The sequence below is a fragment of the Lactobacillus bombicola genome, from assembly GCF_900112665.1.
Taxonomy (GTDB): Bacteria; Bacillota; Bacilli; order Lactobacillales; family Lactobacillaceae; genus Lactobacillus; species Lactobacillus bombicola.
The window spans coordinates 39,986-66,864 of sequence record NZ_FOMN01000008.1; the positions used below are offsets into that span (position 1 = coordinate 39,986).

General features: G+C 34.8%; 29 protein-coding genes. 3 read left to right on the plus strand and 26 right to left on the minus strand.

The genetic code is table 11. The features are described from left to right. Position 1 precedes the first annotated feature (1 nt). The 14 genes from BM203_RS06590 to rsmG form a co-directional block, all read right to left on the minus strand. Positions 2 to 748, minus strand: a complete 747-nt coding sequence (locus tag BM203_RS06590) for an aspartate/glutamate racemase family protein (RefSeq protein WP_090093711.1) — start codon at positions 746 to 748, stop codon at positions 2 to 4. Positions 749 to 759: 11 nt separating this feature from the next. Continuing rightward, a complete protein-coding gene (locus BM203_RS06595; protein WP_090093713.1) occupies positions 760 to 2,331 on the minus strand; it encodes a UDP-N-acetylmuramoyl-L-alanyl-D-glutamate--2,6-diaminopimelate ligase in 1,572 nt (523 codons plus the stop codon). 50 nt (positions 2,332 to 2,381) lie between these two features. Continuing rightward, complete coding sequence (locus BM203_RS06600) at positions 2,382 to 3,530, minus strand: sensor histidine kinase (protein WP_090093715.1); 1,149 nt, start codon at positions 3,528 to 3,530, stop codon at positions 2,382 to 2,384. Positions 3,531 to 3,534: 4 nt separating this feature from the next. Then, on the minus strand, positions 3,535 to 4,221 hold the full coding sequence (gene croR / locus BM203_RS06605; RefSeq protein ID WP_090093716.1) for a response regulator transcription factor CroR: 687 nt from the start codon (positions 4,219 to 4,221) through the stop codon (positions 3,535 to 3,537). A gap of 390 nt (positions 4,222 to 4,611) precedes the next feature. Beyond that, complete coding sequence (locus BM203_RS06610; protein WP_090093718.1) at positions 4,612 to 6,024, minus strand: DHA2 family efflux MFS transporter permease subunit; 1,413 nt, start codon at positions 6,022 to 6,024, stop codon at positions 4,612 to 4,614. Positions 6,025 to 6,239: 215 nt separating this feature from the next. Beyond that, positions 6,240 to 8,102, minus strand: a complete 1,863-nt coding sequence (locus tag BM203_RS06615) for an ABC transporter ATP-binding protein (RefSeq protein WP_090093758.1) — start codon at positions 8,100 to 8,102, stop codon at positions 6,240 to 6,242. Between the two features lie 3 nt (positions 8,103 to 8,105). Further along, on the minus strand, positions 8,106 to 9,830 hold the full coding sequence (locus BM203_RS06620; protein ID WP_090093720.1) for an ABC transporter ATP-binding protein: 1,725 nt from the start codon (positions 9,828 to 9,830) through the stop codon (positions 8,106 to 8,108). Between the two features lie 151 nt (positions 9,831 to 9,981). Beyond that, positions 9,982 to 10,764, minus strand: a complete 783-nt coding sequence (locus tag BM203_RS06625; protein ID WP_090093722.1) for a DUF1129 family protein — start codon at positions 10,762 to 10,764, stop codon at positions 9,982 to 9,984. A 9-nt stretch (positions 10,765 to 10,773) separates the two neighbouring features. After that, positions 10,774 to 11,874, minus strand: a complete 1,101-nt coding sequence (gene ychF, locus BM203_RS06630) for a redox-regulated ATPase YchF (protein ID WP_090093725.1) — start codon at positions 11,872 to 11,874, stop codon at positions 10,774 to 10,776. Between the two features lie 25 nt (positions 11,875 to 11,899). Further along, a complete protein-coding gene (locus BM203_RS06635; RefSeq protein WP_090093727.1) occupies positions 11,900 to 12,175 on the minus strand; it encodes a DUF951 domain-containing protein in 276 nt (91 codons plus the stop codon). Next, on the minus strand, positions 12,168 to 13,055 hold the full coding sequence (locus BM203_RS06640) for a ParB/RepB/Spo0J family partition protein (protein ID WP_090093728.1): 888 nt from the start codon (positions 13,053 to 13,055) through the stop codon (positions 12,168 to 12,170). The genes BM203_RS06635 and BM203_RS06640 overlap by 8 nt, the downstream gene beginning before the upstream one ends. Next, positions 13,033 to 13,812 carry a ParA family protein gene (locus tag BM203_RS06645; RefSeq protein ID WP_090093729.1) on the minus strand — a complete coding sequence of 260 codons (780 nt, stop codon included), beginning with the start codon at positions 13,810 to 13,812 and terminating at the stop codon, positions 13,033 to 13,035. The genes BM203_RS06640 and BM203_RS06645 overlap by 23 nt, the downstream gene beginning before the upstream one ends. A 15-nt stretch (positions 13,813 to 13,827) precedes the next feature. Then, positions 13,828 to 14,676 carry a nucleoid occlusion protein gene (gene noc / locus BM203_RS06650; protein WP_090093730.1) on the minus strand — a complete coding sequence of 283 codons (849 nt, stop codon included), beginning with the start codon at positions 14,674 to 14,676 and terminating at the stop codon, positions 13,828 to 13,830. A gap of 17 nt (positions 14,677 to 14,693) precedes the next feature. Beyond that, complete coding sequence (gene rsmG / locus BM203_RS06655) at positions 14,694 to 15,416, minus strand: 16S rRNA (guanine(527)-N(7))-methyltransferase RsmG (protein ID WP_090093731.1); 723 nt, start codon at positions 15,414 to 15,416, stop codon at positions 14,694 to 14,696. A gap of 156 nt (positions 15,417 to 15,572) precedes the next feature. Here rsmG and BM203_RS06660 point away from each other — a divergent pair, with 156 nt between their 5' ends. Continuing rightward, the gene (locus BM203_RS06660; RefSeq protein ID WP_090093732.1) at positions 15,573 to 16,109 is read left to right on the plus strand and encodes a CvpA family protein; all 537 of its coding nucleotides are present in this window, start codon (positions 15,573 to 15,575) and stop codon (positions 16,107 to 16,109) included. Positions 16,110 to 16,413: 304 nt separating this feature from the next. Continuing rightward, the gene (locus BM203_RS08695; RefSeq protein ID WP_090093733.1) at positions 16,414 to 17,346 is read left to right on the plus strand and encodes a C39 family peptidase; all 933 of its coding nucleotides are present in this window, start codon (positions 16,414 to 16,416) and stop codon (positions 17,344 to 17,346) included. A 67-nt stretch (positions 17,347 to 17,413) separates the two neighbouring features. Here BM203_RS08695 and BM203_RS06670 read toward each other — a convergent pair whose 3' ends face one another. The 11 genes from BM203_RS06670 to yaaA form a co-directional block, all read right to left on the minus strand. Continuing rightward, positions 17,414 to 18,337: an FAD:protein FMN transferase gene (locus tag BM203_RS06670; protein ID WP_090093734.1), complete on the minus strand. Its 924-nt coding sequence runs from the start codon at positions 18,335 to 18,337 to the stop codon at positions 17,414 to 17,416. A gap of 7 nt (positions 18,338 to 18,344) precedes the next feature. After that, positions 18,345 to 19,136 (minus strand): tyrosine-protein phosphatase, encoded by a 792-nt coding sequence (locus tag BM203_RS06675; protein ID WP_090093735.1) that lies wholly within the window; start codon positions 19,134 to 19,136, stop codon positions 18,345 to 18,347. An 84-nt stretch (positions 19,137 to 19,220) separates the two neighbouring features. Then, positions 19,221 to 19,769, minus strand: a complete 549-nt coding sequence (locus tag BM203_RS06680) for an NADPH-dependent FMN reductase (protein ID WP_090093736.1) — start codon at positions 19,767 to 19,769, stop codon at positions 19,221 to 19,223. Positions 19,770 to 19,780: 11 nt separating this feature from the next. Then, positions 19,781 to 20,320: an NADPH-dependent FMN reductase gene (locus BM203_RS06685; RefSeq protein WP_090093737.1), complete on the minus strand. Its 540-nt coding sequence runs from the start codon at positions 20,318 to 20,320 to the stop codon at positions 19,781 to 19,783. A 147-nt stretch (positions 20,321 to 20,467) separates the two neighbouring features. Continuing rightward, complete coding sequence (locus BM203_RS06690; protein ID WP_090093739.1) at positions 20,468 to 21,088, minus strand: TetR/AcrR family transcriptional regulator; 621 nt, start codon at positions 21,086 to 21,088, stop codon at positions 20,468 to 20,470. A gap of 127 nt (positions 21,089 to 21,215) precedes the next feature. Beyond that, positions 21,216 to 21,437: a hypothetical protein gene (locus BM203_RS06695; RefSeq protein WP_090093741.1), complete on the minus strand. Its 222-nt coding sequence runs from the start codon at positions 21,435 to 21,437 to the stop codon at positions 21,216 to 21,218. 464 nt (positions 21,438 to 21,901) lie between these two features. Further along, entirely contained in the window at positions 21,902 to 22,579 is a 678-nt protein-coding gene (locus BM203_RS06700; RefSeq protein ID WP_090093743.1) for an ABC transporter ATP-binding protein, read from the minus strand. Position 22,580: 1 nt separating this feature from the next. Then, positions 22,581 to 23,642 carry an ABC transporter permease gene (locus BM203_RS06705; RefSeq protein WP_090093745.1) on the minus strand — a complete coding sequence of 354 codons (1,062 nt, stop codon included), beginning with the start codon at positions 23,640 to 23,642 and terminating at the stop codon, positions 22,581 to 22,583. Then, on the minus strand, positions 23,642 to 24,163 hold the full coding sequence (locus BM203_RS06710) for a TetR/AcrR family transcriptional regulator (protein ID WP_090093747.1): 522 nt from the start codon (positions 24,161 to 24,163) through the stop codon (positions 23,642 to 23,644). Before BM203_RS06710 ends, BM203_RS06705 begins: the two co-directional genes overlap by 1 nt. Before the next feature lie 91 nt (positions 24,164 to 24,254). After that, the gene (locus tag BM203_RS06715; protein ID WP_090093749.1) at positions 24,255 to 24,860 is read right to left on the minus strand and encodes a histidine phosphatase family protein; all 606 of its coding nucleotides are present in this window, start codon (positions 24,858 to 24,860) and stop codon (positions 24,255 to 24,257) included. Between the two features lie 25 nt (positions 24,861 to 24,885). Beyond that, positions 24,886 to 25,653, minus strand: coding sequence for a peroxide stress protein YaaA (yaaA, locus tag BM203_RS06720; RefSeq protein WP_090093751.1), 768 nt, complete (start codon positions 25,651 to 25,653; stop codon positions 24,886 to 24,888). Between the two features lie 62 nt (positions 25,654 to 25,715). Here yaaA and BM203_RS06725 point away from each other — a divergent pair, with 62 nt between their 5' ends. Then, positions 25,716 to 26,375 (plus strand): hypothetical protein, encoded by a 660-nt coding sequence (locus tag BM203_RS06725; protein WP_090093753.1) that lies wholly within the window; start codon positions 25,716 to 25,718, stop codon positions 26,373 to 26,375. Positions 26,376 to 26,423: 48 nt separating this feature from the next. On the opposite strand, the gene BM203_RS06730 is transcribed toward BM203_RS06725, so the two are convergent. After that, a partial coding sequence (locus BM203_RS06730; protein ID WP_208856622.1) for a class II aldolase/adducin family protein occupies positions 26,424 to 26,879 on the minus strand: 456 nt, incomplete at its 5' end.

Consider the following 26,879-nt stretch of genomic DNA (forward strand, 5'->3'; position numbering starts at 1 on the left):
ATTAATATAAATATTTTTGAATAACCTGTTTAGGATCCTCACCTGAACGAATTTTCAGTTCAAGTTCAATTACGACATCGGCCATAATTGATTGCGGATCAATTACCTGATATGGATGATTGGGAGCCTGTTCCTGTGCTAAAGAAAGCTCGGTACAACCCAGTAGTATAACATTACAACTATATTCATCATGCATCTTGCGCAAGATGGAATGATACAATTCAGTATCAACTACGCCTTTTTGTTTAATATTAGAATAAATTAGTTTCGTAACTAGCGGCTGAATTTCAGGGCCACCAAGTTCAGCACTACGATTCACTTTATTTAGCTCATCTACATAAAGGTGGTCATAAATTGATCCTTCAGTTGCAATGAGTCCAATCTTCTTTTGCTCAGGAAATTTTTCCACAAAATTGTGTACCGCAATTCTCATCATATGTAAAAATGGAATATCAGTTAAATTAGCTAAGTCATCATAGAAATAATGTGCCGTATTACATGGCATTACGAAAAAATCAGGTTGCAATGTGGCCTGTTGCAAAAAGTCTTCCTGCAAAGCAGTAAAAAAGTTCGGTTTAGTATGATCCTTAATATAAGTTGTTCGATCAGGGACTTGCGCATCATTAACTAAAATATAATTCAAATAATCCTGATCACAAGTAATTTCCATTCGATGATTAATTGAACGGATAAAGCTTTCTGTTGCAATCGTTCCCATTCCACCAATAATGGTAAAAAAATGCTTCATTTTACTATTCTCTAACTATAAAAGTGACCATTCTGGTCTTCTAATTCATTAATCACTTGCTGAGCAACCGTAATGTCCGATGGATAAGGCGTATTCACACCTCGAATTTTTTGAAAACCATCTTCTCCTTTACCACAAATTAGCACGACATCACCTTTGTTTGCCATACTAATAGCATCATTGATTGCTTTAAGTCGGTCTAATTCGATTGTTACATCTACTTTGGTATGATCAATTCCTGCATCAATTTCTTCAGCAATTTCTTTAGGATCCTCAAATCCAGGATCGTCAGTTGTCAAAAATACTTTATCAGCAAACGCATTTAAGCTATTACTAAAACCTGGTCGTCTTGATACTCCTTTATCTCCAGGAGCTCCAACTACCACAATAATCTTAGGATTATTAAATTCTCGGCGCATAAAGCCCATTAAGGCCATCATTGATGCCTCATTATGCGCATAATCAACCACAACCACACCATGACTTGCAGTAATTTCCGTTTGCATTCTTCCCGGAACTGTTACAGTACTAATTCCTTTAGCAGCGTCATCATGTGCCATTCCAGCTAATCCCGCACCAATTACAGCTGCTGTCCCATTCGACTCATTAAAATCACCTAACATCTTTAACTGATATTCACCAGCAATTGGTAATTCTTTAGCCTTATCACTAACACAAAGTACTTTAAATTTAGTCCGAGCCATATCAATTTCTTCCGAAGAGTAACGAAAATCAATCGGATGTTTTAATTCTGGATTAGTATATTCTTCATCAGCAAATAAGTAAATACTATCTGGTGCAGTAGTAGTGGTGGCTGCTGCATATACTTCATTAAAGTTGTTGGTCTGGGCATTAATAATACATTTACGCGCGTTAACCAATAATTGTAACTTACAGTGTAAATAATCTTCAAAATTAGGATGTTCGTTGGGACCAATATGATCTGGTGAAATATTTAAGAAAAAGCCTAAATCATAGGTTAAACCAAAAACCCTATTCTTCTTATAAGCCTGACTAGAAACTTCCATAACTAGATGAGTCATCCCATTATCTACTGCTGTGCGCATATCACGGAATAAATCTAAAGACTCTGGAGTTGTTAAGCTTGATTTAAACGTATCAACTTTTTTTTGACCCACAACGTTGTTAACAGAAGAAATTAAAGCCGTTTTGCCATCATTAATTTGATCTAGCATCCCTTTTAAAAAGTAGGCAGTAGTAGTTTTGCCCTTTGTACCAGTTACTGCAACCACATACAAGTCATCTTGCGGAAATCGGAAAAAAGCAGCAGATAATAATGCCATTGCCTTGGAAACATCACGTACAATTAACGCGTGCATGCCCTTGCCTTCTGGGTAAGGTTGTTCAGCTACATAACAATTAGCCCCATTAGTTTTAGCCATTGATAAATATGTGGGACGAAAACCTGCCCCCTTACAGAAAAATAAAGTGTCCGTTTTAATGTCACGTGAATCATAGGAAACATATTCCATCTTGGTTCTAACCGTATCTTGAACTGCACTTGATTTAAGTAAATGATGTTCTTTTAAAATTAAAATACAGGTATTTAAAGAAATACTCATGTTATGCCCCTTCATTTTTGTCTTAGTCAAAATTATAACACAGCTAACTATCAGTTTTTTGTATTCTTTGGATTTAATGGTAAATAAATGATAAATCGCGTCCATTTATCATTAGATTCGCAAACAATTTTACCATGATGTAAGTCAACAATACTCTTAGTAATAGATAAGCCTAACCCAGTGCCACCAGTCTGTGTATTACGTGAAGGCTCTACCCGATAAAATCGTTCAAAAATTTTTTTCAAGGAATCTGCAGGAATTGCTGCACCATTATTTTCAACACGTAACTCAACTTCATTATTGTTAACTAAATTAGCAATCAAATTGATTTGAGTTGCATCTGTACCATATTTTAAGGCATTAGCAATTAAATTGTTATAGACCCGTACCAATTTTTCTGGGTCTGCCTGAATTGTCAAATCTTTAGGTCTAGTTTCAATATTAAAAGTTATCCCCTTTTCGTGCGCTTCAAATTCAAAGCCAGCTGCAACTTGTTCCAACATTGAATAAATATGTAAGGGCGCAAGTTGCAGTTTAATATTAGTTGATTTCAACGTTGTATACTCAAGTAAATCATGTGCTAATGATTTCATTTGTTCTGCTTTCATATAAGCAATATTTAAGTATTTTTGTTGGTCGGCTGGATTAGCTACACCTGACTTTAAAAGCCCTAAATAGCCAATAATAGATGTTAGAGGCGTTCTAATATCATGAGATACATTACTAATCAATTCATCTTTTGAATTTTCGATTGCTTTTTCTTCATTAATTGCGTTAACCGTACTAGCTACTAATGAATTTATGGAATCAATTACTTTTTGTAAATCTGTTTTTACCTTAAATGAAATCGTATGATCAAAATGACCTTGAGCAATATAATGCAGTTCTGAAATGACATGACGCAATTGCATTTGGTGATAACGTCTGATTAAACGCCAATATAATACTAATAAATCACCCAGACCCATAATAACCAAAAAAGTATTTTGCCAAGACCACAAATGACGACCACCAGCAAAGGTGACGGTTTTTTTTAAAAAGTAGATACCATTAGCCAAACTTTTATTTTGTAAAATCGTTAAATTAATTAAAATATCAACTGACAGATTTAATAATAGTAACAAGACTACTGTTATTACGCCTTCAGCAAACAACTCACTTTTTTCTGTGGCCGTCAGCTTAACACGTTCTTTTTTCATCTACTTAAGCCTCAACCTTATAGCCAACGCCCCAAACTGTTTGAATCACATCCTCACCATCAGTTGCTTTTTGAATTTTATCACGTAAATGTGACACATGAACCATTACAGTCTTAGCTGAAACAATCGATTCCTGTTGCCAAACTCGCTCAAAAATTTCATCAGCAGAAAAAACACGATTAGGATGACTAGATAGTAAATATAAAATGCCAAATTCTAGCGCAGTCAATTGAATATCCTTACCCGCTATGGTCTTTACCTCATGGGAATCACGATTAATAACTAGCGGACCAATTTCCAACACATCTGGTTCATCGTCTTTAACTTGCTTTTGACTACGCCGCAAAAGCGAACGTACCCGTGCCATTACTTCAAGTGGATTAAATGGTTTAGAAACATAATCATCAGCACCAGTTATCAATCCTTGAATTTTGTCCATGTCGCCTGTCTTAGCTGAAACAATAATAATAGGAATATCGGAATCTTTACGAACTTCCTTAATTACGTCAATTCCACTCATATTGGGCATCATTACATCTAAAATCATTAAAGAAATATCAGAACTAGTGGTGAGTTTAGTTATCGCTTCTTTACCACTATAAGCAACAATTGGCGTATAGCCTTCATTTTTAAGGTAAATACTTAATAATTCAACAATTTCTTTATCATCATCAACTACTAAAATTTTCATCAGGGTCATTCCCTTCTCTTTTATGCATAATTATTCTTATTTAATTCATACTCACCTATAGTGTAGCAGAATTTGGCTAATATTTTAGCTTATTTAACAAGAAACATCTAATTATTCATACTTATCTTTAGCTTTTTATAAAATTCTTTAAATGATACTCAAAATTTATAGCAAAAGCAACTTATACCTAAGCTATAAATTGATAATAATTTAGTTACTTATTCAATAATCCTTAAAAGTTAACCTATTAAGTAGTTTAAAGTATTAAAAAACGGCAAATTATTAAATAATCTACCGCTTAATTAAGTTAAGACCAAAGTATAATTAACTTTAACAGTTACCATGTAATTATAAAATTTAATAATTAACCCTTAATTTTTATTATAGGTATTAATTTTTATTTTCAACATGCCGAGTTGATTTTAGAGTAAATGCGACAACTAAGCCAATAACTGCCAAAATCAAAGTGAAATATAGGCCATAATGTACACCATTAGTAAATTGTGCAGCTTTATCAGTGCCTTGGTAAGTATTTTGACCCCAACTTAAAAAACTAGTCGCAAGAGCGGTGGCAACGGCACCAATAATCTGCTGCATAGTATTTAAAATAGTACTGCCATCAGCTGATTCTGCCCCTTTTAAAGCATTCAAAGCATGAGTTTGTGCTGGGGACATCGCTAAGGGACAACCGATCATTATAATAATATGAGTTACAATAACATAAATAATACTTGAAGTGGGATTTGAAAAAATTAACATTATTAGCCCAATAGTAGCAATAGTAAAACCTAATACAGCAGGTATTTTTGCTCCTACAGAATCATATAGTCGACCTGCAAAAGCTGAAACTAAGGCGTTGATAATTCCACCAGGTAACATAACAATTCCTGTCAAAGCAACAGGCAATAATAGACCTCTTTGCAGGTATTGCGGCAACAAATACATTGCTGATAAAATAATCGCAAAATCCAACATAACGCAGATTGCTCCCTGTGCAAAAGCCAACTTCTTAAAAACTCGAAGATTAATAATTGGTTGTTCTAAATGTAATTGCCGATATACGTATAAAATTAAAATAATTACAGCAATAGCTAACATCAATAAAACAGTTGGTGCCGTCCAACCCATATTTGAAGCAAAGCTGACTCCCATTACCAAACTAGCAAATCCCACAACGGATTCAAGTAATGAAAGAATATCTATCTTTGGTCGCGTAATTTTACCAGTATTGGGTAAGCCAATAATAGCACAAATTAAGGCTACTACTAAAAAGGGCATAAAAAACCAAAAAATCCAATTCCAAGTTAACTTACCCAAAATAATACCAGTAATAGTAGGGCCAATCGCTGGCGCTAGCATAATGACTAGGGCACAAACACCCATCGCAGTCCCCATTTTAGATGGCGGGAAAATTAGCATCGCTACTGTAAACATTAAGGGCAGGATTAGCCCTGTCCCTAATCCCTGAATCATTCGACCTATTAATAAAATTATAAAATTAGGTGCTGTAGCAGCTATGATGACGCCAAATATAAAATCCAGCAAACCAATAATTACGATTTGTCTGGTAGAAAACCACTTAGTTAATAAACTTGAAAAAGGCAAAATGACACCAATTACTAACATATAGCCGGTAACCAGCCACTGAATAGTACCTGAATTTAGCTGAAATGATTTCATTAATTGTGGTAGTGCAATATTTAATGAGGTCTCTGATAGCATGCCCACAAAGGCGCCTATCATCATACTCATCATTGCCAACCAAGGGCGCTGAACTTTAATCCTTGCTTGATTATTTTCCATAAAAAACTCCTTTTACATTTTGTGCTTCTAAACGCAACTTGATTATCTTATCAAAAAGAAAATTTCTTCGTAAGTTTTTCATGTAATTAAAAATCATATTCTAGCATCAAAGTCAGGCTTTACTAGCTAAAAATTACTTTTAGCAAGATAGTAAAATAAAAGCCACTATAAAAGGATCAAACTCTTAGAGAGCTTGACCCTTAATTAAATAATTTTTATTCTATTTCCTTTTTACCAGTATACAATTCGTAGTAGTAGCCCTTTTGCTTTAACAGCTGGTCATGATTACCTGCTTCAATAATATGACCATGATCAAGTACTAAAATCAAATCAGAATTAACGATTGTAGATAATCTGTGCGCAATAACAAAACTTGTTCTACCAGCAAGAAGATTGTCCATCCCCGATTGAATCAACTGCTCTGTTTGTGTATCAATGCTTGAAGTAGCTTCATCTAAAATCATTACTGGCTCATCTGCAATCATTGCTCGCGCAATACTTAATAATTGCATCTGCCCTTGCGACAAATCTCCGCCTTCACCATCAATAACAGTTTGGTAACCCTCATCTAAGTGATGAATAAATTCATCGGCATGAGACAAATGAGCTGCTTGATAGACATCATCATCACTAGCATTCATATTACCAAAGCGAATATTGTCCATTACCGTTCCTGTAAACATATGCGTTTCTTGTAAGACAATCGATAAAGAATGACGTAAATCATCTTTTTTAATCCGTTTAATTGGAATACCATCATAAGTAATAGTTCCTGAATCAATTTCATAAAAGCGATTGACCATATTAGAAATCGTTGTTTTACCTGCACCAGTTTCACCAACTAAAGCGACCTTCATCCCTGGTTTTGCATCTAGCGAAATATCATATAAAATTTGTTTGTCAGGAGCATAGCTGAAGTCTACGTGGTCAAAAACAATGTGACCTTTAACAGTTACCTGCTTAACTGTTCCATCATTTTGTGGCACATTCCAATACCAGGTACCTTTAACCTTTTCATCTTTAGTTATTGTTACATCGCCATCATCTAGTTCAACTGGTTGATCTTCTAAATCAAAAATTCTTTTTGCACCAGCTAAAGCCATAACTATTGAATTTAACTGCTGAGAAATTTGTGCAATTGGCATAGCAAATTGTTTAGATAGCTGTAAAAAGGCCCCAATAACACCTAGCGATAAAGGTGCAATATGGTTAATGGCAACTGCGCCGCCAATAACCGCAATTAGTACATATAACAAGTTGCCAATATTACCCATAATTGGAAATAAAACCGTTGAATAAGTATTAGCCTTACCAGCTGCATTTTCTAGCTCTTTATTATAAACCTCAAAATCTGCTTCTACTTCTGGTTCATGACTGAAAACTTTAATAACTTTCAAGCCATTAAGCATTTCTTCATTATAACCATTAACTTGACCTAATTCTTTTTGTTGTAATTGGAAATAATGCGCTGATCGTGACGTCAAAAACCGGACAACACCAATTGATAATGCAAAAATTATCAAAGTAAAAATCGTTAACTGCCAACTCAAGCTAATCATTGCTGCTAACACGAAAACAATATTTAATAAGGAATTCATAAATTGTGGAATTGATTGCGAAATCATTTGCATTAAGGTATCAATATCATTGGTATAACGACTCATAATATCGCCAAAATCATTTTCATCAAAATACGCAATTGGTAATATTTCCATATGCTCAAACATTTCGTTACGAACGCGATATTGCACCTTTTGAGCTAAAACTCCCATTAACATCGTAAAAAAGTAGCTAGCAATAAAGCCAATGGCATAAAAGCCAAACATTACTACAATTGCCTGCCATAAAGGACCAAAATCAGGATGAGATTGTTTAAGTAACGGCATTATGTATTCATTAATTAAGCGTTCAATGAATAAAGAACCCATAACCGTTGATCCAGCTGACAAAATAATCGCAATTATTGACGTAATCAGCATCCAAGGACTGGTATTGGCAACTAATTTAAGCAACCGTAATAAGGTGGTTGAACGCTTACCAGTCATCTTCTTAGTTTCTACTGCTTTATCCAAATTCATCACCTACTTTTTCTGTTCTTCTTGGAATTTTGCAATTGAACTGTATAAATCATTACGTTCCATTAATTCATCATGCGTGCCAATATCCTGAATTTTACCTTCATCCATTACTACAATTCGATCTGCATCTTTAATTGAAACAATTCTTTGTGAAATAATAATCTTGGTAGTATCCGGCATATTTTTAGCTAGAGATTCTCTAATTTCTCGCTCCGTTTGAGTATCAACTGCTGAAGTTGAATCATCCAAAATCAAAATTTTGGGTTTTTTAAGTAGGGCACGAGCAATCGTAATTCTTTGCTTTTGTCCACCAGAAACATTGCTACCACCTTGTTCAACCATTGTATCGTATTGATCGGGCATTTCACTAATGAAATCATCTGCATGAGCAATTTTTGCAGCAGCTAAAATCTGCTCATCAGTTGCATTTTCATTACCCCACTTTAAATTTTCTTTAATCGTTCCCGAAAACAGAACATTATTTTGTAAAACCATCGCTACATTATCACGCAATGTTTTCAAATCATATGATTTAACATTGTGCCCAGAAACTCTGACAGCTCCTGAAATTGTATCGTAAAGTCGCGGTATCATTGCCACTAGCGTGGATTTTGAAGCCCCGGTTCGACCGATTATACCAAGAGTTTCACCTGATTTAATATTTAAATTAATATCACTTAAAGCTAAATTCTTATCTTCTTGATCATATTTGAAGTTGACGTGATCAAAGATTACTTCTCCATTAGTTAAATGCGTTAGTGGTTTACGTGGATTTTCAATTGATGGCTTTTCATTGATTACATCCGCAATTCTTCGCCCACTAGCTGCCGAAATAACTAATTGGGTAAAAATCATTGCTAAAATATTTAAACTATTTAAAACTGAATTGGAATAGGAAAACATTGAAATAAGTTGTCCAGGTTGCAAACTACCACCAACAATTTCTTTTGCCCCAAACCAACAAATGGCTAAATTAGAAATATTCAAAACAGCCATAACAATCATTGAATTGAGCGACATAATCTTTTGTGCAGTAGCAAATAACTTATAAATAAAACCTGACGTTTTTTTGAACTGGTTTGTTTGTTGCTCTTCTTGCACAAAAGTCTTAACTTCTCTAATGCCTCGGACATTTTCACGCACAACTTCATTCATCCGATCGTATCCCCTAAATATTTTGGGAAAATAAGGATTAACACTTTTAATAACCAAGGCTAATAAAAGAATAAAAATTGGGGCAATTATCACAAAAATCAAAGATAGCCGTGGACTAATAATTAATGACATAATTATGGAAACGACTAACATCATTGGTGCTCTAACTGCAATTCTAATCAATATTTGATATGACATCTGGACATTATTAACATCCGTTGTCATTCTCGTTACTAAACTCGCACTAGAAAATTTGTCAATATTCTCAAACGAATAATCTTGTACATGATAAAACATATCTTTGCGCAAATTAGCAGCAAACCCAGCCGCAGCATGAGCCGAAACATAGCTAGCACTAGCTCCTAAAATAAGAGAAGTAATTGTAATTGCAAACAGAACCAAACCCCACTTAGTTATATATGGCATATTACCCTTCATAATTCCATTATCGATTAAAATACCAACTAAATATGGAATCAGCATTTCTATAATAACTTCTCCGGTAACAAATAGCGGCGACAGCAAAGACAATTTTTTGTATTGCCTAATAGATTTACGCAGCGTATTAATCATTAAATACCTCTTTCTATTAAGTCAAAATGACATTTATACTTTTTCTAAGAGCAATTTATTTTAAAAAGGATAAACAGACTCATCGGTGTCTGTTTATCCTTTTTATATATAAAGTTATTTAAGTATAGCTCTTTTCTTGACAAAAAGCACTCTATTTGTTTCTGGCTACTGGTGAAAAGACCGAACCAATCAGTTCATAATGTTTTCTAAATAACCAACGAATACCATAAACAGCAATTGCAATAATAATATTAGCTTCACCAGGTAATATTGGATTTATTACTTTTAGTGCAGGTAGCGACAATAGCCACATCAAAGCTAGTAACCCTAAAATCATTGTCACTAGACCTAAAATCAACTTAGACCAAGGAATTTTATTGCTTTTACCAGTTGCAGGCAAAATTAATTCATTATATTTGGTCATCAGTGCTCCCATACCAGCGCCGACACTAATTAAAGTTAAAATGCCCATTTGTGCATTGGCTTTAGAATTAGTCTGAAAGAGTGCTAGTACCCCAAAGATACCAACAAAAAGTACCACATAAATTAATGCACCATCAACTGCATATTGCCAAAAGGGAATATCTGCAGCTGTTTTCTCTTTTGGCTTAATTAAATCAGCTGCTTTTAATTTTGGCGACATCGTATAAAAATTAGAAGCCGGTCGCCCATGGTGTTGCGCTAGCACTATTTCAGGCAACAGTAAGTCAATACGCTTTTGCGCTTCTTCTTGGCTCATTTTACCTTGGGTTTCTAACTCCTTTTGTAAACGAAAAATATAATCAGCATTCTTTTTACTAAGTTCTTTTCGCAGTTCCTGGGAACTCATCTGTTTAATCTGGTCATCTTTATTTTGAACCGCAACTTTTTCTTTTAATTTTTCTTGCTGATTTGCATCAATTTTTGTCTGCTCAGCATTTTTATTTTCAGCCATTATCTTTTCCTAAACGTTAAATCTAAACTCAATAATGTCACCGTCTTGCACTTCGTAATCTTTCCCCTCAAGACGCAACCTACCACCTTCCTTGACCTTCTGCATGGTCTCATATTTATTTAAATCAGCAAATGAGACAACTTCTGCCCTAATAAAGCCTCGTTCAAAGTCAGAATGAATTACACCAGCAACTTGGGGTGCCTTCATGCCTTCATGAAAGGTCCATGCTCGTGTCTCTGGTCCACCTGCTGTAAAGAACGTGCGCAATCCCAAAAGATGATAAGCTGCTCTAATTAGTCGATCCAATCCTGACTCACTCACACCCTCGGCTTCTAAAAATTCAGCTTTTTCATCCTCATCTAGACCAGCAATTTCTTCTTCAGTTGCTGCAGAAACACCAATGCAACCAGCATTTTCACTGTCAGCATGCTTTTTTACAATTTGGTAATATTGGTCAGCTTCAGGATTAGCCATTGCTTCTTCTGCAATATTAGCAACATAAATTACCGGCTTAGCGGTTAACAAAAATAGGCCCTTTACTATTTTTTCTTCTTCATCATTAAAACTAATTGAGCGTACCGCTTTACCTTCTTCTAGAACGGGCTTAATTTTTTGTAAAACTTGTAATTCAGCCTTAGCTTCCTTGTCTTTTTGCTGCGCTAACTTTTTAACTTTATCAATGCGCCGATTAACTGCATCTAAATCTGAAATCGCTAATTCTAAATTTATTGTATTAATATCTTCTTCAGGATCAACTTTGCCAGTAACTGAAGTAATATTATCATCTTCAAATGACCGGACTACATGGATAATTGCATCAGTTTGGCGAATATTTTCTAAAAATTTATTTCCTAGTCCTTCACCCTTAGATGCGCCTTTGACCAAGCCTGCAATATCAGTAAACTCAAAGGTAGTATGAACAATTTTTTTAGCAGGAACTAATTCTTGGATTCTGGCTAATCTTTTATCCGGTACTTCAACCATCCCAACATTTGGTTCAATGGTAGCAAATGGGTAGTTAGCCATTTCAGCACCAGCTTTAGTAATTGCATTAAATAAAGTAGACTTCCCGACATTAGGTAAGCCAACAATTCCAGCAGTTAATGACATATTTATCCTCTTCTTTTTATCAAAATTACTTATTATCTTGGATTAAATTTGGTTGAACTATTGTATTTTTTAGCTCATATTGTTCATTTTTCAAATTGACTGGATCATTAGCCTTAGCCAAAATTTTTTTGAAATTATGGACAAATTTTGAGCGCGGCATCAAAACAATATGACCACAGCCCATACATTTCAAACGAATGTCCGCACCTAACCGCAAGATTTCCCAGTTATTAATCTTACAAGCATGTGGCTTCTTCATCAATACAGTATCAGCTAAATTGTATTGAATATTTTTATTCATCAAGATCAACACCTAAAATATCAAGAATTCGATTCAATTCATCAACAGAAGAAAAAGAGATAGCTAAACGTCCGCTGCCCTTTTTACTTTCAGAAATATTAACATTCGACCCTAACTTATCAGCTAAACGATGTTCGCTAGCCTTAATAAACGCTGATTTTTGCACTGCCTTTTTATGCGTTTTTTGTGAGTTCAATTTGGCAACAAGTGCTTCAACTTTACGCACAGGCATACCTTCTTTAACAACCTGTTTGGCTACTTCATCAATTTTGTCCTTATTCTTTAACCCAAGCAAGGTCCGAGCCTGCCCCATTGATAAATCACCATGTTGTAACAAATGCTTAGTTTTATTAGGCAAGGTCAATAAGCGTAAATAGTTGGCAATATATGGACGTGACTTACCCATACGCTTAGAGACTTCTTCTTGTGTCAAGCCGAGATTTTTTTGAAGCATATCGTACGCTTGAGCTTCTTCAAGCGGGGTCAAGTCCTCACGTTGTAAGTTTTCTAAAACAGCAACTTCCATCATCTGGCTTTCAGTAAAAGCACGAACAATTGCTGGAACCGTAGTCTTTTTAGCAATCTTAGATGCCCGACAACGTCTTTCACCTGCAATAATTTCATAGCCATTTACAGATTTACGCACAATAATCGGTTGAAAAACTCCATTTTCTTTGATGGAATCAGCTAGTTCCTTCAAAGTTTTTTCGTCAAAATTACGGCGAGGTTGATATGGATTCGGTCTAATCTCACTTAAGGCAAGATCTTGAATTTCCTCTTCAGCTTCTTCAATCTGTGGCTCATCCTCAAATAAAGCCTCGATGCCCCGTCCTAAACCGCCATGTCTTTTTGTTTCCTTACTTTTTGAGTCTCTTGCCATGGTTATTCAGCACCTCCCTAGCCAAATCATCATAAACTTTTGCCCCCCGTGAATTAGGGGCATATTCAGTAATTGCTTCACCATAGCTGGGAGCTTCAGCTAGCTTAGTAATTCTTGGAATAATCGTCTGATAAACTTTATTTGAAAAATATGACTTAACTTCTTTAACTACTTCTGCTCCCAAGTTAGTTCGCGCATCTAGCATTGTCATAAGTACGCCTTCAACACCCAAATCTTTATTAAAATGCTTTTGAACCAATCGAATTGTATTTAGCAGCTGGCTTAAGCCTTCCATTGCATAATACTCACTTTGAACAGGAATCAGAATAGAATCAGAAGCTGTAAAAGCATTGATTGATAATTGCCCTAAAGACGGGGGACAATCGATAAAAATAAAATCATAGTCTCCACTTACTGTATCTAAAGCGGACTTCAGGCGCGTTTCTCGCGCCATCATACTAATCAATTCAGTTTCGGCTCCTGACAAATTAATTGTAGCTGGAACCAAATCTAGTTTGGCAGTTGAAGTATGGAAAATCGTGTCTTTTAGTGGTACATCGTTAATTAAAACACTGTAGATATCTTCATCGATTTCTGACTTTTCAATTCCTAACCCAGAAGTTGCATTGCCTTGAGGATCAATGTCAACAATTAATACGTGATAGCCACGTTGGGCAATCGAAGCTGCCAAATTAATGGTCGTTGTCGTTTTGCCAACTCCACCTTTTTGGTTAGCCACCGAAATCACACTTACCATATTCTCCATGCCTTCCTACTTTCTTTTTAATTCGATTGTAATTTTATAATCATCAGGATTATTATTTTCTTTAACTTTAACTTTAATCCCTGAGTCTTTAGCTAATTTTACCGCTTGTTTGATGGTATTAATTTGGACCTTCAAATCTTTAGGGATTCGGTTAACTGCCCGCTGCGTTTTTTCAGCTTCATCCTTTTCCTGCGCTTTAACTTTTTTATTGACAAAATAGCCATCAACATCTTTTATAATTTTTTCGGTATCACTAACATTCAAATTATTAGCTAAAATTTCGTCTAAAACCCGACTCTGGTCTTTTTCACTCAATCCAACTAAGCAACGGCCATGACGCGGCGTTATTTCTCCACTTACCAAATAACTTTGGACTTTAGGCGTTAATTTTAATAAGCGCAATTTGTTAGCTACATAGGATTGCGACTTACCAATATTTTGCGCTAAAGTAGTTTGTGTTAAATTATTCATCTTCATTAAGTTATTGTAAGCCTGTGCTTCATCAATCGGGTTCAAATTTTCACGTTGTAAATTTTCAATTAAAGCCAGTGAAGCAGCTTGACTATCAGTCATATTATTAACAATGGCTGGTATGGTATTCCAATCTAATTGTTGCGCCGCTCTAAAACGCCGCTCGCCAGCAATTATTTCGTACTTTTCACCCTTTTCACGCACAATAATTGGCTGAAGTAAGCCGTCTTTAGCAAGCGTTGCCGCTAATTCATGAATTGATTGATCTGAAAATTCATGCCGCGGTTGGTACGAATTAGGCTCAATCTGTTTTAATGTAATATCTTGAATTTGTTTATCTTTAGGAATCTCATCATGATGCCGTAAAGAAGAAAAAAATGACATGTAATAATCCTCCCTAATCAGTGAATCGGTTTGCGGTGTGGGGTACCCGCCTGTCGTGGATATTTTTTAGGTGTCTCCTTCGTTTTTTGTACTAGAATTAAGGTTCGTTCTTCACTACTATTAGGTAATTGTAAATCTTTTACTTCTAGCAATTTTCCTCCCAATAAAGCAATAGCTTTTTTAGCCGCACTTAATTCACTTTCAGCTTTTGGGCCTTTTAATGCCACCAAGTAACCACCTTTTTTGACCAATGGTAAACAATATTCACTTAAAACTGCCATATTAGCCACTGCTCTTGCCGTTACAATATCAAACTGCTCACGATAAAGCTTGTCTTGACCAATATCTTCGGCGCGACTATGAACGAGAGTTACATCTTCAAGCTTCAATTGTTCAATCAAGTTTTGTAAAAAAGTTAATCTTTTACCTAATGAATCAACAATTGTAACTTTAATTTCTGGTTGCACTATCTTAAGTGGAATTGATGGGAAACCTGCTCCGGCACCCACGTCACATATCTTACTTTCATTTTTGAAAATATTGTTAAAAACCAACAAAGGCGTAATACTATCAAAAAAGTGCTTCAAATAAACATCACTTTCAGCAGTTATCCGCGTGAGGTTGACGTGCTGATTAGCAGCAACCAAGTTAGTAAAGTATTGCTTAAATTGGTTGATTTGCTTTTCATTTAATTTACAATTACATTTTGATAATTCATGGACAAATTGTTCAGGATTCATTTTTCACCCGTGAAACCTTGTTTCACACCCTATAAATTTAACGCTAAAAACGACTTATTGTAAAGTCATACATCCCTATAATTATGGAATATTTTTTGACTGTCGTCAAAGTCTAAACACATAAAATAAGCTATAATAGCTGCAAAGGAGAAAAAAATGATTGTTACTTTAATTGTTCTGACTTACTTAGCCTTTAAAACATATAAAGGTTATCAAACTGGGTTTACCAAGTTAATTATTAATTTGATTTTTGCGGCCATCGTTTTTATCATGGCTATTCTTTTTCAAAATCCTTTAGGCAATTGGATTTATGGTCAGGTTACTGGACAAAATATTCAAACAACTTTAACCCCAGCGACCAACTTAATGCTATTTCGTTTCTTAGCCTTTTTCATCATTTTATTCGTTGGTAAATGGATTAGTAAAATCTTTAAAAGTTGGGTTCCAAATAAAAACCCGCATTCAACTAGCTTTGGTACTATTTTAGATGGCGTCTTAGGCGGAATTGCTTCTTTATTTGCTAGTTATTTCTTTGTTTACATTATTTTATCGATGATAAATGCGCTCCAAAATCCTTGGTTTATTCAGCAAACGCTCGATTCAGCATTTATCCGGTTTATTATTTACAATACTCCAATACTATCTAACGGAATGTTTAATATGATTTTTAGCATTAGTCGCACTGCAGCATAATGGAGCAATATGCTTTACACTCACAGAATATTAAACTCATAAATATGGCTAACTTATGACAGAGCAAGTAGTTTTTCTACTTGCTTTTTATATACTTTTAACTACTAATGCCCCAAAACTTCCCTTATAAACTTTTAGCATATTTAGCAGTAGTACTTCAGGCTATATTTATAAAATTCACCTTAATTTTTTGCACTATTAGAATGGACTCAAGTATTTATGATTTAAAACAAACGGAATAATAAAATTTTTATGCATAACTCAAATAATTAAGGTAAACTACATATAGAAAGGATAGAGATTTATGATGAATAAAAAGCAAGTATTAAAAAAGATTATTACTATCAGCGTAGCTTTACTGCTATATGTTTCAGCTGCTAATGACAGTTTAATCTCTAAAGTTAGTGCCGATTCAGTAGCTCCAACTACTGAACTAGCTTCTAAAAAGGTTAAACCTTTTAACGTGGCCGTGATCAAAAAGAACTATGGCGTATATCAGGGATTATTTGAAAATAAAAAATCCAGTGCCAAATACTTCCACCAAAATTTTGTAGTTTCTCATGTTTCTACTCATAATGGTAAAAAGTATTACTGGATTAGCAAAAAAAATCAGCCAGCAATTGGTTATATTAATCAAAACGCTGTAGCTAAACCTAACCAAAGCAAACTAATTAAGGTTCCTTATGTAAGCCAATATGTCCCCGTTAAAACACCTTGGGGATGTGCCGGTGCCTCAATGGCAATGCTCTTAGGCTCACAAGGACAAGAAATTACTACTAGTTTACTGCAAAAAATTCAAGATAATTTACCAATGCAACCAATAAAAGGTGGTCAAAAAGGCAATGTATACACTGGCGTAGGCTTTGGCTATGTAATTCAACCAGGCGCATTAAGTAAGTATGCTCGTACTTTTGATAAAGGTAAGAATGTTATTAATATTTCTAAAAAAAATCTAACTCTTAATGATATTAAAATGTATCTTCAAGCTGGAAAACCTGTTTTATTTTACGGCTTTTCTTCATACCAAAAGCCTGGTGATTATGTCCGTAATCACTGTAAGGTAATCACAGGCTATCGTCATGGAGATTTTCGTGTTTATGACCCTCTCTACTATTCTAGAAATGATGGCGCTGGTAGTGGTGGCAAAAACATGGCATATGACCATGGTGCGATTGCTTGGGTACCCAAAGCCGCTTTACAAAATGAATTCTGCCATAAAGCAATTACACTTAAATAATTATTATTTTACAAAAAAGCCTAGGATTTTAAACATCCTAGGCTTTTTCAACATAAAAATTACTACTTTAAAAATTATCACGTTCAAGATGTCCGTCATTATAAACAAAAATTGCTCCTATTCGACTAGGGTCATCGTGCCATTTGTCAATCGGGTGCTGCGCAAAAAAGAGTCGCTTACATTCAATTTCAGCTTGAACTGAAGTTTTGGTAAAAGTAGTCACTCCCGCTAAATCAGTTTCAACAGGGTAACCAGTTCGTGGATCAATTAAATGATGATATTTATGTCCATCAACTTCAAGGTAACGTTCATATGTACCACTTGTTACGGCTGAGCATTCTGGTACCATTTCCGAGGTAATATTTTTACCACGAGCCGCTTTAGGATCTTGTACCCCAACTACCCATTGTCCATTAGCCCGTTTAGGTGATTGACCTACCAATAAAATATTTCCACCTAAATTAATAATACCTGCATGTACACCAAAAGCACGCCAATAATCACGAATGCGATCTGCAATCCAACCCTTGGCTATCCCGCCTAAATCAATCTCCATACCAGGTTGCTGTAAAAATACAGTTTGATCAGTATCATTTAAGTCAACATTAAAAGGATTAATCAACTGTTTTTTTTGGGTAATCTGTTCCTTCGTCGGTACATGCGCATTTTTAAAGCCAATTGCCCATAATTTGACAAGTGGCCCAATTAAGGCATTGAAACCATAATTTTGGCGACTTTCATTTACCGCCAACTTAACTAAATCGTAAGTTGCACTAGACACTTGCACTGCAGTTTTTCCCGCAGCATGGTTGATACTCATTACCTCAGACTTATCCCGATTAACTGTTAATAGATCTTCATAATAATCAATTAAATCAAAGGATTCATCAATAATATTAGTTTTTTTGGTACCAAAAATTTGTAAATTAATGGTTGTACCTAAAGCATGATGCTGTCCCACTGCTTGTTCTAATGCCAATTCTTCAATCATTTTATTCTTATTTCTCCAAATATTTTTCTCTAAGCAATTCCTGCATCTGATGATCAATGCCTAATTGGTTAACAATGTATGCATCCAAACTACCATATTTTTTATTAATTGCGATTAAACTAGTGTCAAAATATGTATTCGCCACTGACCCTAATACACGCATATTGGCCCGAAACATTTCATTCTCACCATTTTCTTTAAAGCTTTGATCACGTACTGCCCTATATTCATTAAGTAAATAGTTTGAATACAGGTAGTCACATCTAATCGTTTCCATATCTACGCCTAAAATATATAGCAGTAGAATCGTAACTAAACCCGTTCTATCTTTACCTTCCGAGCAATGATATAAGACAGCTCCTTTGTCTGTTTTGCTGATAGTCTGTATAATCTGGTGAAAACTAGCTTGCGCTCTTTTAGTCAGCACGTGATTATGATAACGTTGACACATTAATTTAAAACCAGCATATTGATCACAACGATACTTGGCAAATTCTTTTTGCATATCTAACTTACTGCCACCAGGATTAGCTTCATCAGAAAGTGGAAAATGATAATGTTTGACACCTGGTAATTTTCGGTCAGGATTTTTTTTACATTCAGTCGATGATCGCAGATCAATTATTTCTTTTAAGCCGTAGTTCAACAAAAACTGTTCGTCCTTTAAAGTTATTTTACTAAAATTACCTGTTCTTAATAAACGATGAAACTTGATTTTTCTTCCATCAATTCCAACGTATCCGCCTAAATCACGTGGGTTGCGAACAGACTTGACTGGTAAAACAACTGGATCAGACATACTAATACCTCTACTAATAAAAAATAATCGGATAGTTACTTCTATCCGATTATTTTACTCTCTGCTAATCAATCTAGCAAAAAATTATTTATTTGCTTGTTCAACAAACTTAAAGAAACTATCCATCATACCATCTAATTGCTTGATAGTCGCTTCATCAGTCAAGTCACCAGTTTCTTTATCAAACTTACTTGCTGCTTGACCAATTAAAACTTCGTTTCCTGGTAAAACATTAGCACTCATATCAGGCGAAAGAAGAATTTCACGGATATCTTCTTGGGCACGACTACTACCTTGGCCACCTACTGAAGCACCAACTACAGCAACTGGCTTCATTTTCATTACATTTGGACCAGCATGTGAACCAAGCCATTCAAGACTACTCTTTAGAGCAGCTGGAATAGTATGATCATATTCTGGAGTAGTAATTACAATACCATCAGCGCTCTTAATATCCTCAATCCAAGCTTTAATTGATTCATCAGCCATTTCTGTTCTACAAAATGGAGTTAGCTTATCAATTTCTTTTACTTCAATATCAGCTTTATCACCATAATGCTTAGCAATAAACTTAGCTAAAAAGCGATTATATGAAAAAGGTGCATTTGTACCAACAATTGCTAATAATTTCATTCTTGGTCCTCCTACTTAGTAATTTGTGCGTACCATTCGTCAACTTCATCGAAGAAGTGACCTAAGAATTCAACAGTAGACTCATCAGTTAAGTTACCATTTTCATCAAATTGGCTTGGTGCAGTGCCCATCATAAACTCATCACCATTAAACACTAGGGCATTGAAACCTGGTGCAGACAACAAGCTCTTTAATCGACTTTGGGAACGAGCAGCACCTTGAGGCATTGGTGAGGTTGATACAATAACAATTGGCTTACCGTTAAAAGGACGTGTAGAACTTGACAACCACTCAAGTGTACTACTCATAGCACTAGTTACCGAGTGTTGTTGCTCTGGGGAACCGATTAAGACTAAATCAGCGGCCTTAATCTCTTCACTTAAACTTTGAATAGCTACAGGGAGCTCTTCACCTTCTTTAAACATTGGTAATCCTTTAACTGTTACCAGTTTAAAATCATATCTATCAGCAAAATGCTTAGTAATATACTTAAGCAATGCCTCATTAAACGAATTATTGGCATTTGAGCCAGATAATGCAAGGATTTTCATAAAAAACCACCTTTCAGAAAACTAACTTCTATTAGGTAATTGTAACATTTTTGATATTGATTTTACATAGACTTGCATTCAAATTACTTTATTTCAAAGAAGTACCAAAAACCAAATTAATTATTTACATTAAAACTTATCTTTTTACTATCTTGCTTTTTTCTCAGTCTTAGCATCATCAACATCAAATAATGAAATATTATCATTTCTGCTAAGCCAATCATTCCGAATAGCATCATTGACCTGTGCTTTTAAGACGTTAACAATCTGAGACTGCGAGAAAGCAGCAATTTTATTAACAATCAATGAAGCAAGACCTATTGTAGTAATCCAATTAGCAATCACGATATTTTTAATTTTAGTCTTACTGTAACCATTATCATCATATTGTTGCTTAAATTTTTCAATTCCTAAATTAATTAATGTATCAGAAATAATTTTACTACCAAATTTCCCATCAACAAACATTGCCCGAAACAACTTTTCATGATCTTGGGCAAAATCAATATAGGATAAATCCATATCAACTAAAGGCTTATTGGTATATTCCTTTTGTAAAATATTATTCTTTAAATTATCAGCTATTTTTCGCAGAACCTCTTTGCGTAGTTCTTCCATACTACTAAACTCTAGATATATTGGTTGCGTTGAAAAATGACCCGCTTTTGCAATATTACGGGCAGTAAGACATTCTATGCCATCTTTGACAACCATCTTATAAGCAACATTTAATATTTTGTTTCTTCCTATTTCTTTTTTTCTCGCCATTTTGGTTTTCCCTTAATTAACCTAAGTGACTGTTCTTTTATTTTTGTCCTGTTTCACTTATAAAAGAAAATTATAAAACAAATACTGAAACAGTATAATTAAACTATTTCAGCAATGTAACGGGAGTTTAGGCATTATTTTTTAAAAACTCATCATAATAAGATGAAACCATATCGATTATTTCAGACTTGCTTAATCCTTGAGATGCGCAAAAGGAAAAGAAAGCAGCAGATAAAATATAACCGCGTTCACGATCATCAGTTAAGTTTTCCGAAAATCTCATATTAATACTTTGATTTTCATAATCAGTTGAGAGCTCAACTGATTTATCTTCTGGAATTTCATTCATTGTTATACCTCATCAAAACAAACTCAAATAAACTTTTCATCCCGCCAAACTATACAAGCTACAGTTCAATAGATAAAAGTACAAAGTAACACATTTAACACAAACACACATTTATAATTTTTTGTTATTTTGGCATAAACTTTAATTCTATGCCTTCTTAATCACTAATAGATTGCTCACCGTAAAAACTTGCTTTTTACAGCCTACTATCCATATGATTTTAAAAAATAACAATTAATTATCTAATACTTAGAATAGTAAACTTTAAACTACTTTGTCAAGGACAAAACACGTTTTCTAAATTGAAATAGCGCCATTTATCAGAAAGATAAGCGCTTTCTAAAATTGATATCTTAACTAACAAAATTAGCCTCTCATTTTATAAGTAATCTATATATGTTATCAAACAAAAAAGCCCTAGTTTTTAATCATAAAAAACTAGGGCTTTTTTGTTTGAATACTTTTTATTGCCTATTATTTACTATTTTTCCATCCATCATTTCATATATATAATCTGCATATTTCTTTAATCGCGGATCATGGGTTACCAAAATGACTGCTTTATGATAATCTTTGGCTAACTCTTTAAACAATTGGCCAACTTCATCAACATTTTCACTGTCTAGTGAGGCAGTTGGCTCATCAGCTAATATAATTTCCGGATTCGCGTATAGTGCGCGAGCAATAGCTACTCGTTGCTGTTGTCCCCCAGATAATTCATTTGGATACTTATTAACTAAATCACTAATTTTTAATCGCCTTAATAACTTTTTTAGCACTACAAGACTAATATTATTATCTTTTTTAACCCGATCAACTAGTTGAAATTGCTCTTTTACCTTTAAGAAAGGAACTAAGTTATATGCCTGTAATACAAAGCCTATACGCGTTAATCTTAAATTGTTGCTTTGCTTAGTTGAAAGATGAGAAATATCTTCCCCTCCTACTATAACTTGACCAGAAGTAGGCTTTTGTAGCGAACCAGCAATTGTTAAAAAAGTACTTTTACCTGCACCAGAAGGCCCCATGATAAGGACCACATCGCCTTCATCCGCTTTAAAATTTATATCTTTAAGAGCTACAACTTTAGCTGCCCCTTTGCCGTAAACCTTTTGTACATTATTTAATTCAATCACTGCCATCTTATTCACCTATTGCTTTTACTGGATCCACTTTTAAAATTGATCTAATCGGAATCAAACTACCAATCAAGCCTGTTATCATCATTCCAATAGTACCACTTAACACAATTTCAGGCGTAAAGCTCATGGGTACAGCTGCGGGGAGCAGTTTAGCTGTTAAAGTCATTGCCAAAAGCCCTAGTATAACGCCGATGATAACTAGCATTAATGCTTGACTAATGGTTGCTTTAATTAAAGTAGCACTTGGAATACCTTGGGCCCGCATTACCGCGAAATTATGCATTTTTTGCATGGTTAAAATATATAAAAAAACGGCAATAATAATAAGAGAAATACCAAATAAAAAGCTAATCATCAGTTGAAAAGTCATATTCTGGGCCGTATAGCCCGGTAATTTATTAATGAAGTATTTAATTGTATATGTCTGATTGTTGCCATGATTATTGCGGTAATCAGCGCGCCTTGACATAATTGCTGACGCTTGCATATTAGGCATCCCTTGACGCAAAGTTTTCCACGTTGCCAAAGTACCAAAAATTATAGGGGCAATGTTAATCTTCGCATCTTTAGCAAAACCAACAATTTGATATTTTTTCTTTGAATTATTTAGCTGTAAGTAATCGCCTAACTGATAGCCTTTAACTTTAAACGCTTGATCAACAACAACTTCACTACTATTATTAGCTTTTCGACCAGCAATAATTTCTTGGTCTTGATAAATAAACTGCGCTTTTTTAATCCCAATAAACTGTGCTGAAACTTGTGGTCTATTTTTACTTTTGGCAACTACGGGGGTTTGCCCTAGTAAAGCTTCATCTTTAGTTAAATTAGCATGTTTTAAATCCGTTTCATTTAAAACAGACTGACTCATATTGACATTGGCATTTTTATTCAAAACCACCTGCCTAATATCCCATGATTCTAAAGCTTGAGTATTTTGACTAGCTAATCCAACTGCTAAAGAAGATAATATAAAAATTAAATAGCTGATTAAAAAAATCATCAAAATAATTAAGCCATATCGTAATTTTTCTCGCTTAATTTCCTTAATTGCTAAAAACACTAATTTGCTCCTTTTTCTAATAATTCAAGTCCAGACCTGAAGCGTTCTAATATTACCTTTTCTTGCTGCGGATTTTCAAAAATCATTCGAATTGCTCCATGACTTAAGACCATTGCACTCCAGTTTTGTGCACTTAATTGACTTAGTAGCGCACTAGGAAAAGGGTGATTGACCATACTTTCGTTATATAGAATATGAATTCTAATTAAATTAACATATTTACTACATTGTGTTTGCTTAATGAAATCTACTACCATATTATAAATGAGTCGTGGCTTGTAAGCTGAAGTACGTTGGATCGGTACATGTAGCTCCGCCATAGCACAAAGATAAAGATACTGATAGGCATCCTTTAAATCAATAAAGTACTTATAAAAAGTGCCTCGTGCAATGCCAGCATCTTTTACAATTCGGGCTACTTGTGCTTCTTGCAAGGGATAGGTACCAAACTCATTTAATAAGGCCTGTTGAATTAAATCTTTTTTTGCCGGTGGCAAATTGATAAAAGTTGACTTGACCATTTGTTGACACTTTCTTTTTAAAGTGACACGGTGTCACTTTAAAAATTAGCATACTTTTAAATTTAATTTACGTCAATTAAAATGCCCAGTATTATTGGGGCGCTAATAAGCGATTATAATAATTTATCCGTGGCGTTTGATTACAATAAGAAATTTTAGCTAATGCGCAATTATCAATGGTTTGAAAGTAATTCAGATCACCAGCTGTAAAGTAATGAGCAAACATCATCCGAATTAATGTACCATGGCAAATAACCAATACCTTTTTATTGGCGTATTTTTCTTGCATTTCAGTTAAAAAACTTGCGCACCGTTTATTTAGCTCGGCAAAAGTTTCACCACTAGGTGCATATTTAACATAACTAGCACTTGCCTTACCCCAGGGATCAACAGCATCAGGGTACTTTTTACCTAGCTCAGACAGCAGTTGGCCGTCCCATTCACCAAAGTTATGTTCAACTAACCGTTGGTCGATATTAATTTCCTTTTGTCCCTTAGTAAAAATTCTGGCAGTTGTTAATGCTCTTTTCATTGGACTTGAAAAAACCACATCAAAATCAACTGGATTAAAAATAGCAGCGGCTTTTTGGGCATACGCTTTACCTTGGGCATTCAAGTCATAGTCAAAATAAGCACCTTGAATCTTACCTGTTTTATTTAATTCTGTTTCACCATGACGTATAAAAACGATTTCCATGATTACGATTACCTCCATTTTTTAATTAACGTCGTTTAAAATCAAATTCTGTTCTAAAAACATATGTAGTTGGACTACTAACTTCTGGAACAAATTCAAAGCCAAAATCGTTAAAATTTTGTAAGTCGAGGGGATCAGTTAGTTGATGTTCTGCAATAAAGCGAACCATCTCGCCCCGCGCCATCTTGGCATGAACCCCAACAGTCTGCCATTTTCCCTGTTTCTTTTCTTGAAATTCAATCGTAATCATTTGTCTTAGACTAGTTAAATAAGGCTTAATACTTGACCAGTATTCTTTAGAAGCTAAATTAATCACTACATCATCATTATTAAACAGGTTATCAGCTAAGGTACTACCCCAAAATTTATAAAGATTAGGCTCACTAAAGCCGCGAACTTTATTTTTCATTTCTAAACGATAAGGCCAAACACCATCAAAGGGGCGTAATATGCCATAAAGTCCTGATAAAATTCGCACATTTTTCTGTAAATACTTAAGCGCTGGCTGAGTAAACAAGTCTGGTGCCATATATTGATATTGAATACCGGAGTAAGAAATAATTGCCGGAGTTAACTCCGTGTTTTGCTTTAGGTCGATAACTTTTAACTGTTCTTGTCCTTCTTTGGTTGTATTTTCACTAGCTTGCCAAATTGCTTTCAACTCCAAAAAACTGCACTGCTTAAGAAAATCAACTAATTCTTGAGCCTTTTTGATCATGCTTGGCTGCGACTGAGCTAAAAAAGCTTCATGGTCAACTTTCATTTTCATTGCCGGGGAAATAATAATTTTCATCTTTCGTATTTACCTCCTTTTAGGTTAAACTTAATACTATATATACTAAGGAGAGAAAATTAATGAATCCTGATTTTGCTATCATCCTAAATTTTAAACTAAAAAATGCCCAAGAGATAGATACGGACTTTTTAGTTAAAACGGCCCGTAATATTGGTGTGCGGGCAATTGCTGCTGACCGCTTAGAAAATGAATTACAAATTCCTTGTGCCAAATATTCCATTAACTTAGTTACTATTGCAACTGGTGAAGATTTAGCTACAACAAATATTATTGAAACATTAGTCCAAAACCGTAAAGTTGGTAAAGCATCTATAATCAACATTGCTGTTAATAGTGATGGTAGCTTTAGTGCAGCTACTAAAGAGATGCTTGAACAGATTAATAGCTGGATGCATATTTTTGGGCATGCTTTTAATGAAAGCACACCTTGCAATCTTACAGTTGACAGTAATAGCTTCATTTTACAAAATCGGCATATGCCTTATCAAAATTATATTTATGTCCAAAAATCATTCCCCCAAAAAATTAAAGTTAACGGTCTTACTCAAGAACCTAATCGGATTGAAATGATTGAAAATCGTACACCATTAACTTTTAGTTATCAAAATGGTAGCTTAATTATTAATTTAGAAACCGCAACAAGCAGTAATTTCCCATGGCAGATTATCCGTGTGCAACAACATCGGCCTGAAGATGATATTAAAGAAACTAAATTTTAAACCAAAAAGAAAGGTTAGGTTCACCTAGCCTTTCTTTATTATTATAGGTTATTTTCTTTTCACATGGGTCTGCGACTGGGCATTATTTTGCCCGTAATATGCTCCTTGACCATGCTTTCGATAGTAATGCTTATCTAATAAATACTGGGGCACATGACTATCTGCTCTAGTTAACATAAGGGTGTGGTAGTCTTCTTCTGCCACTACCTCTAAAACCTTAGCGTTATAGACTGCCTGGGCGGCCGTTTTCCCCCAACAAAATGGCCCATGTTGGCTTACTAGACTCCCGGGCGTTGCTTCATAATCTAAGTGCCGCTTTGCAAAGGTCTGCACAATGGTCTTGCCCGTATTGCCCTCATAGTCGGCTGCAATTTCGGCTTCAGTTAAGGCAGCCGCTGCTGGTATATCGGTATAAAAGGTATCGGCATGCGTTGTATTCAAAGCTGGTATGTCCATCTTAGCTGCCGCAAAGGCCACCGCCCAAGGTGAATGAGTATGGACAAT

Excerpts from the sequence above, each read along its gene's own strand:
- BM203_RS06590 (WP_090093711.1), bottom strand. The coding sequence starts at position 748 with ATGAAGCATTTTTTTACCATTATTGGTGGAATGGGAACGATTGCAACA.
- BM203_RS06595 (WP_090093713.1), bottom strand. The coding sequence starts at position 2,331 with ATGAGTATTTCTTTAAATACCTGTATTTTAATTTTAAAAGAACATCAT.
- BM203_RS06600 (WP_090093715.1), bottom strand. The coding sequence starts at position 3,530 with ATGAAAAAAGAACGTGTTAAGCTGACGGCCACAGAAAAAAGTGAGTTG.
- croR (WP_090093716.1), bottom strand. The coding sequence starts at position 4,221 with ATGAAAATTTTAGTAGTTGATGATGATAAAGAAATTGTTGAATTATTA.
- BM203_RS06610 (WP_090093718.1), bottom strand. The coding sequence starts at position 6,024 with ATGGAAAATAATCAAGCAAGGATTAAAGTTCAGCGCCCTTGGTTGGCA.
- BM203_RS06615 (WP_090093758.1), bottom strand. The coding sequence starts at position 8,102 with ATGAATTTGGATAAAGCAGTAGAAACTAAGAAGATGACTGGTAAGCGT.
- BM203_RS06620 (WP_090093720.1), bottom strand. The coding sequence starts at position 9,830 with ATGATTAATACGCTGCGTAAATCTATTAGGCAATACAAAAAATTGTCT.
- BM203_RS06625 (WP_090093722.1), bottom strand. The coding sequence starts at position 10,764 with ATGGCTGAAAATAAAAATGCTGAGCAGACAAAAATTGATGCAAATCAG.
- ychF (WP_090093725.1), bottom strand. The coding sequence starts at position 11,874 with ATGTCATTAACTGCTGGAATTGTTGGCTTACCTAATGTCGGGAAGTCT.
- BM203_RS06635 (WP_090093727.1), bottom strand. The coding sequence starts at position 12,175 with ATGAATAAAAATATTCAATACAATTTAGCTGATACTGTATTGATGAAG.
- BM203_RS06640 (WP_090093728.1), bottom strand. The coding sequence starts at position 13,055 with ATGGCAAGAGACTCAAAAAGTAAGGAAACAAAAAGACATGGCGGTTTA.
- BM203_RS06645 (WP_090093729.1), bottom strand. The coding sequence starts at position 13,812 with ATGGTAAGTGTGATTTCGGTGGCTAACCAAAAAGGTGGAGTTGGCAAA.
- noc (WP_090093730.1), bottom strand. The coding sequence starts at position 14,676 with ATGTCATTTTTTTCTTCTTTACGGCATCATGATGAGATTCCTAAAGAT.
- rsmG (WP_090093731.1), bottom strand. The coding sequence starts at position 15,416 with ATGAATCCTGAACAATTTGTCCATGAATTATCAAAATGTAATTGTAAA.
- BM203_RS06660 (WP_090093732.1), top strand. The coding sequence starts at position 15,573 with ATGATTGTTACTTTAATTGTTCTGACTTACTTAGCCTTTAAAACATAT.
- BM203_RS08695 (WP_090093733.1), top strand. The coding sequence starts at position 16,414 with ATGATGAATAAAAAGCAAGTATTAAAAAAGATTATTACTATCAGCGTA.
- BM203_RS06670 (WP_090093734.1), bottom strand. The coding sequence starts at position 18,337 with ATGATTGAAGAATTGGCATTAGAACAAGCAGTGGGACAGCATCATGCT.
- BM203_RS06675 (WP_090093735.1), bottom strand. The coding sequence starts at position 19,136 with ATGTCTGATCCAGTTGTTTTACCAGTCAAGTCTGTTCGCAACCCACGT.
- BM203_RS06680 (WP_090093736.1), bottom strand. The coding sequence starts at position 19,769 with ATGAAATTATTAGCAATTGTTGGTACAAATGCACCTTTTTCATATAAT.
- BM203_RS06685 (WP_090093737.1), bottom strand. The coding sequence starts at position 20,320 with ATGAAAATCCTTGCATTATCTGGCTCAAATGCCAATAATTCGTTTAAT.
- BM203_RS06690 (WP_090093739.1), bottom strand. The coding sequence starts at position 21,088 with ATGGCGAGAAAAAAAGAAATAGGAAGAAACAAAATATTAAATGTTGCT.
- BM203_RS06695 (WP_090093741.1), bottom strand. The coding sequence starts at position 21,437 with ATGAATGAAATTCCAGAAGATAAATCAGTTGAGCTCTCAACTGATTAT.
- BM203_RS06700 (WP_090093743.1), bottom strand. The coding sequence starts at position 22,579 with ATGGCAGTGATTGAATTAAATAATGTACAAAAGGTTTACGGCAAAGGG.
- BM203_RS06710 (WP_090093747.1), bottom strand. The coding sequence starts at position 24,163 with ATGGTCAAGTCAACTTTTATCAATTTGCCACCGGCAAAAAAAGATTTA.
- BM203_RS06715 (WP_090093749.1), bottom strand. The coding sequence starts at position 24,860 with ATGGAAATCGTTTTTATACGTCATGGTGAAACAGAATTAAATAAAACA.
- yaaA (WP_090093751.1), bottom strand. The coding sequence starts at position 25,653 with ATGAAAATTATTATTTCCCCGGCAATGAAAATGAAAGTTGACCATGAA.
- BM203_RS06725 (WP_090093753.1), top strand. The coding sequence starts at position 25,716 with ATGAATCCTGATTTTGCTATCATCCTAAATTTTAAACTAAAAAATGCC.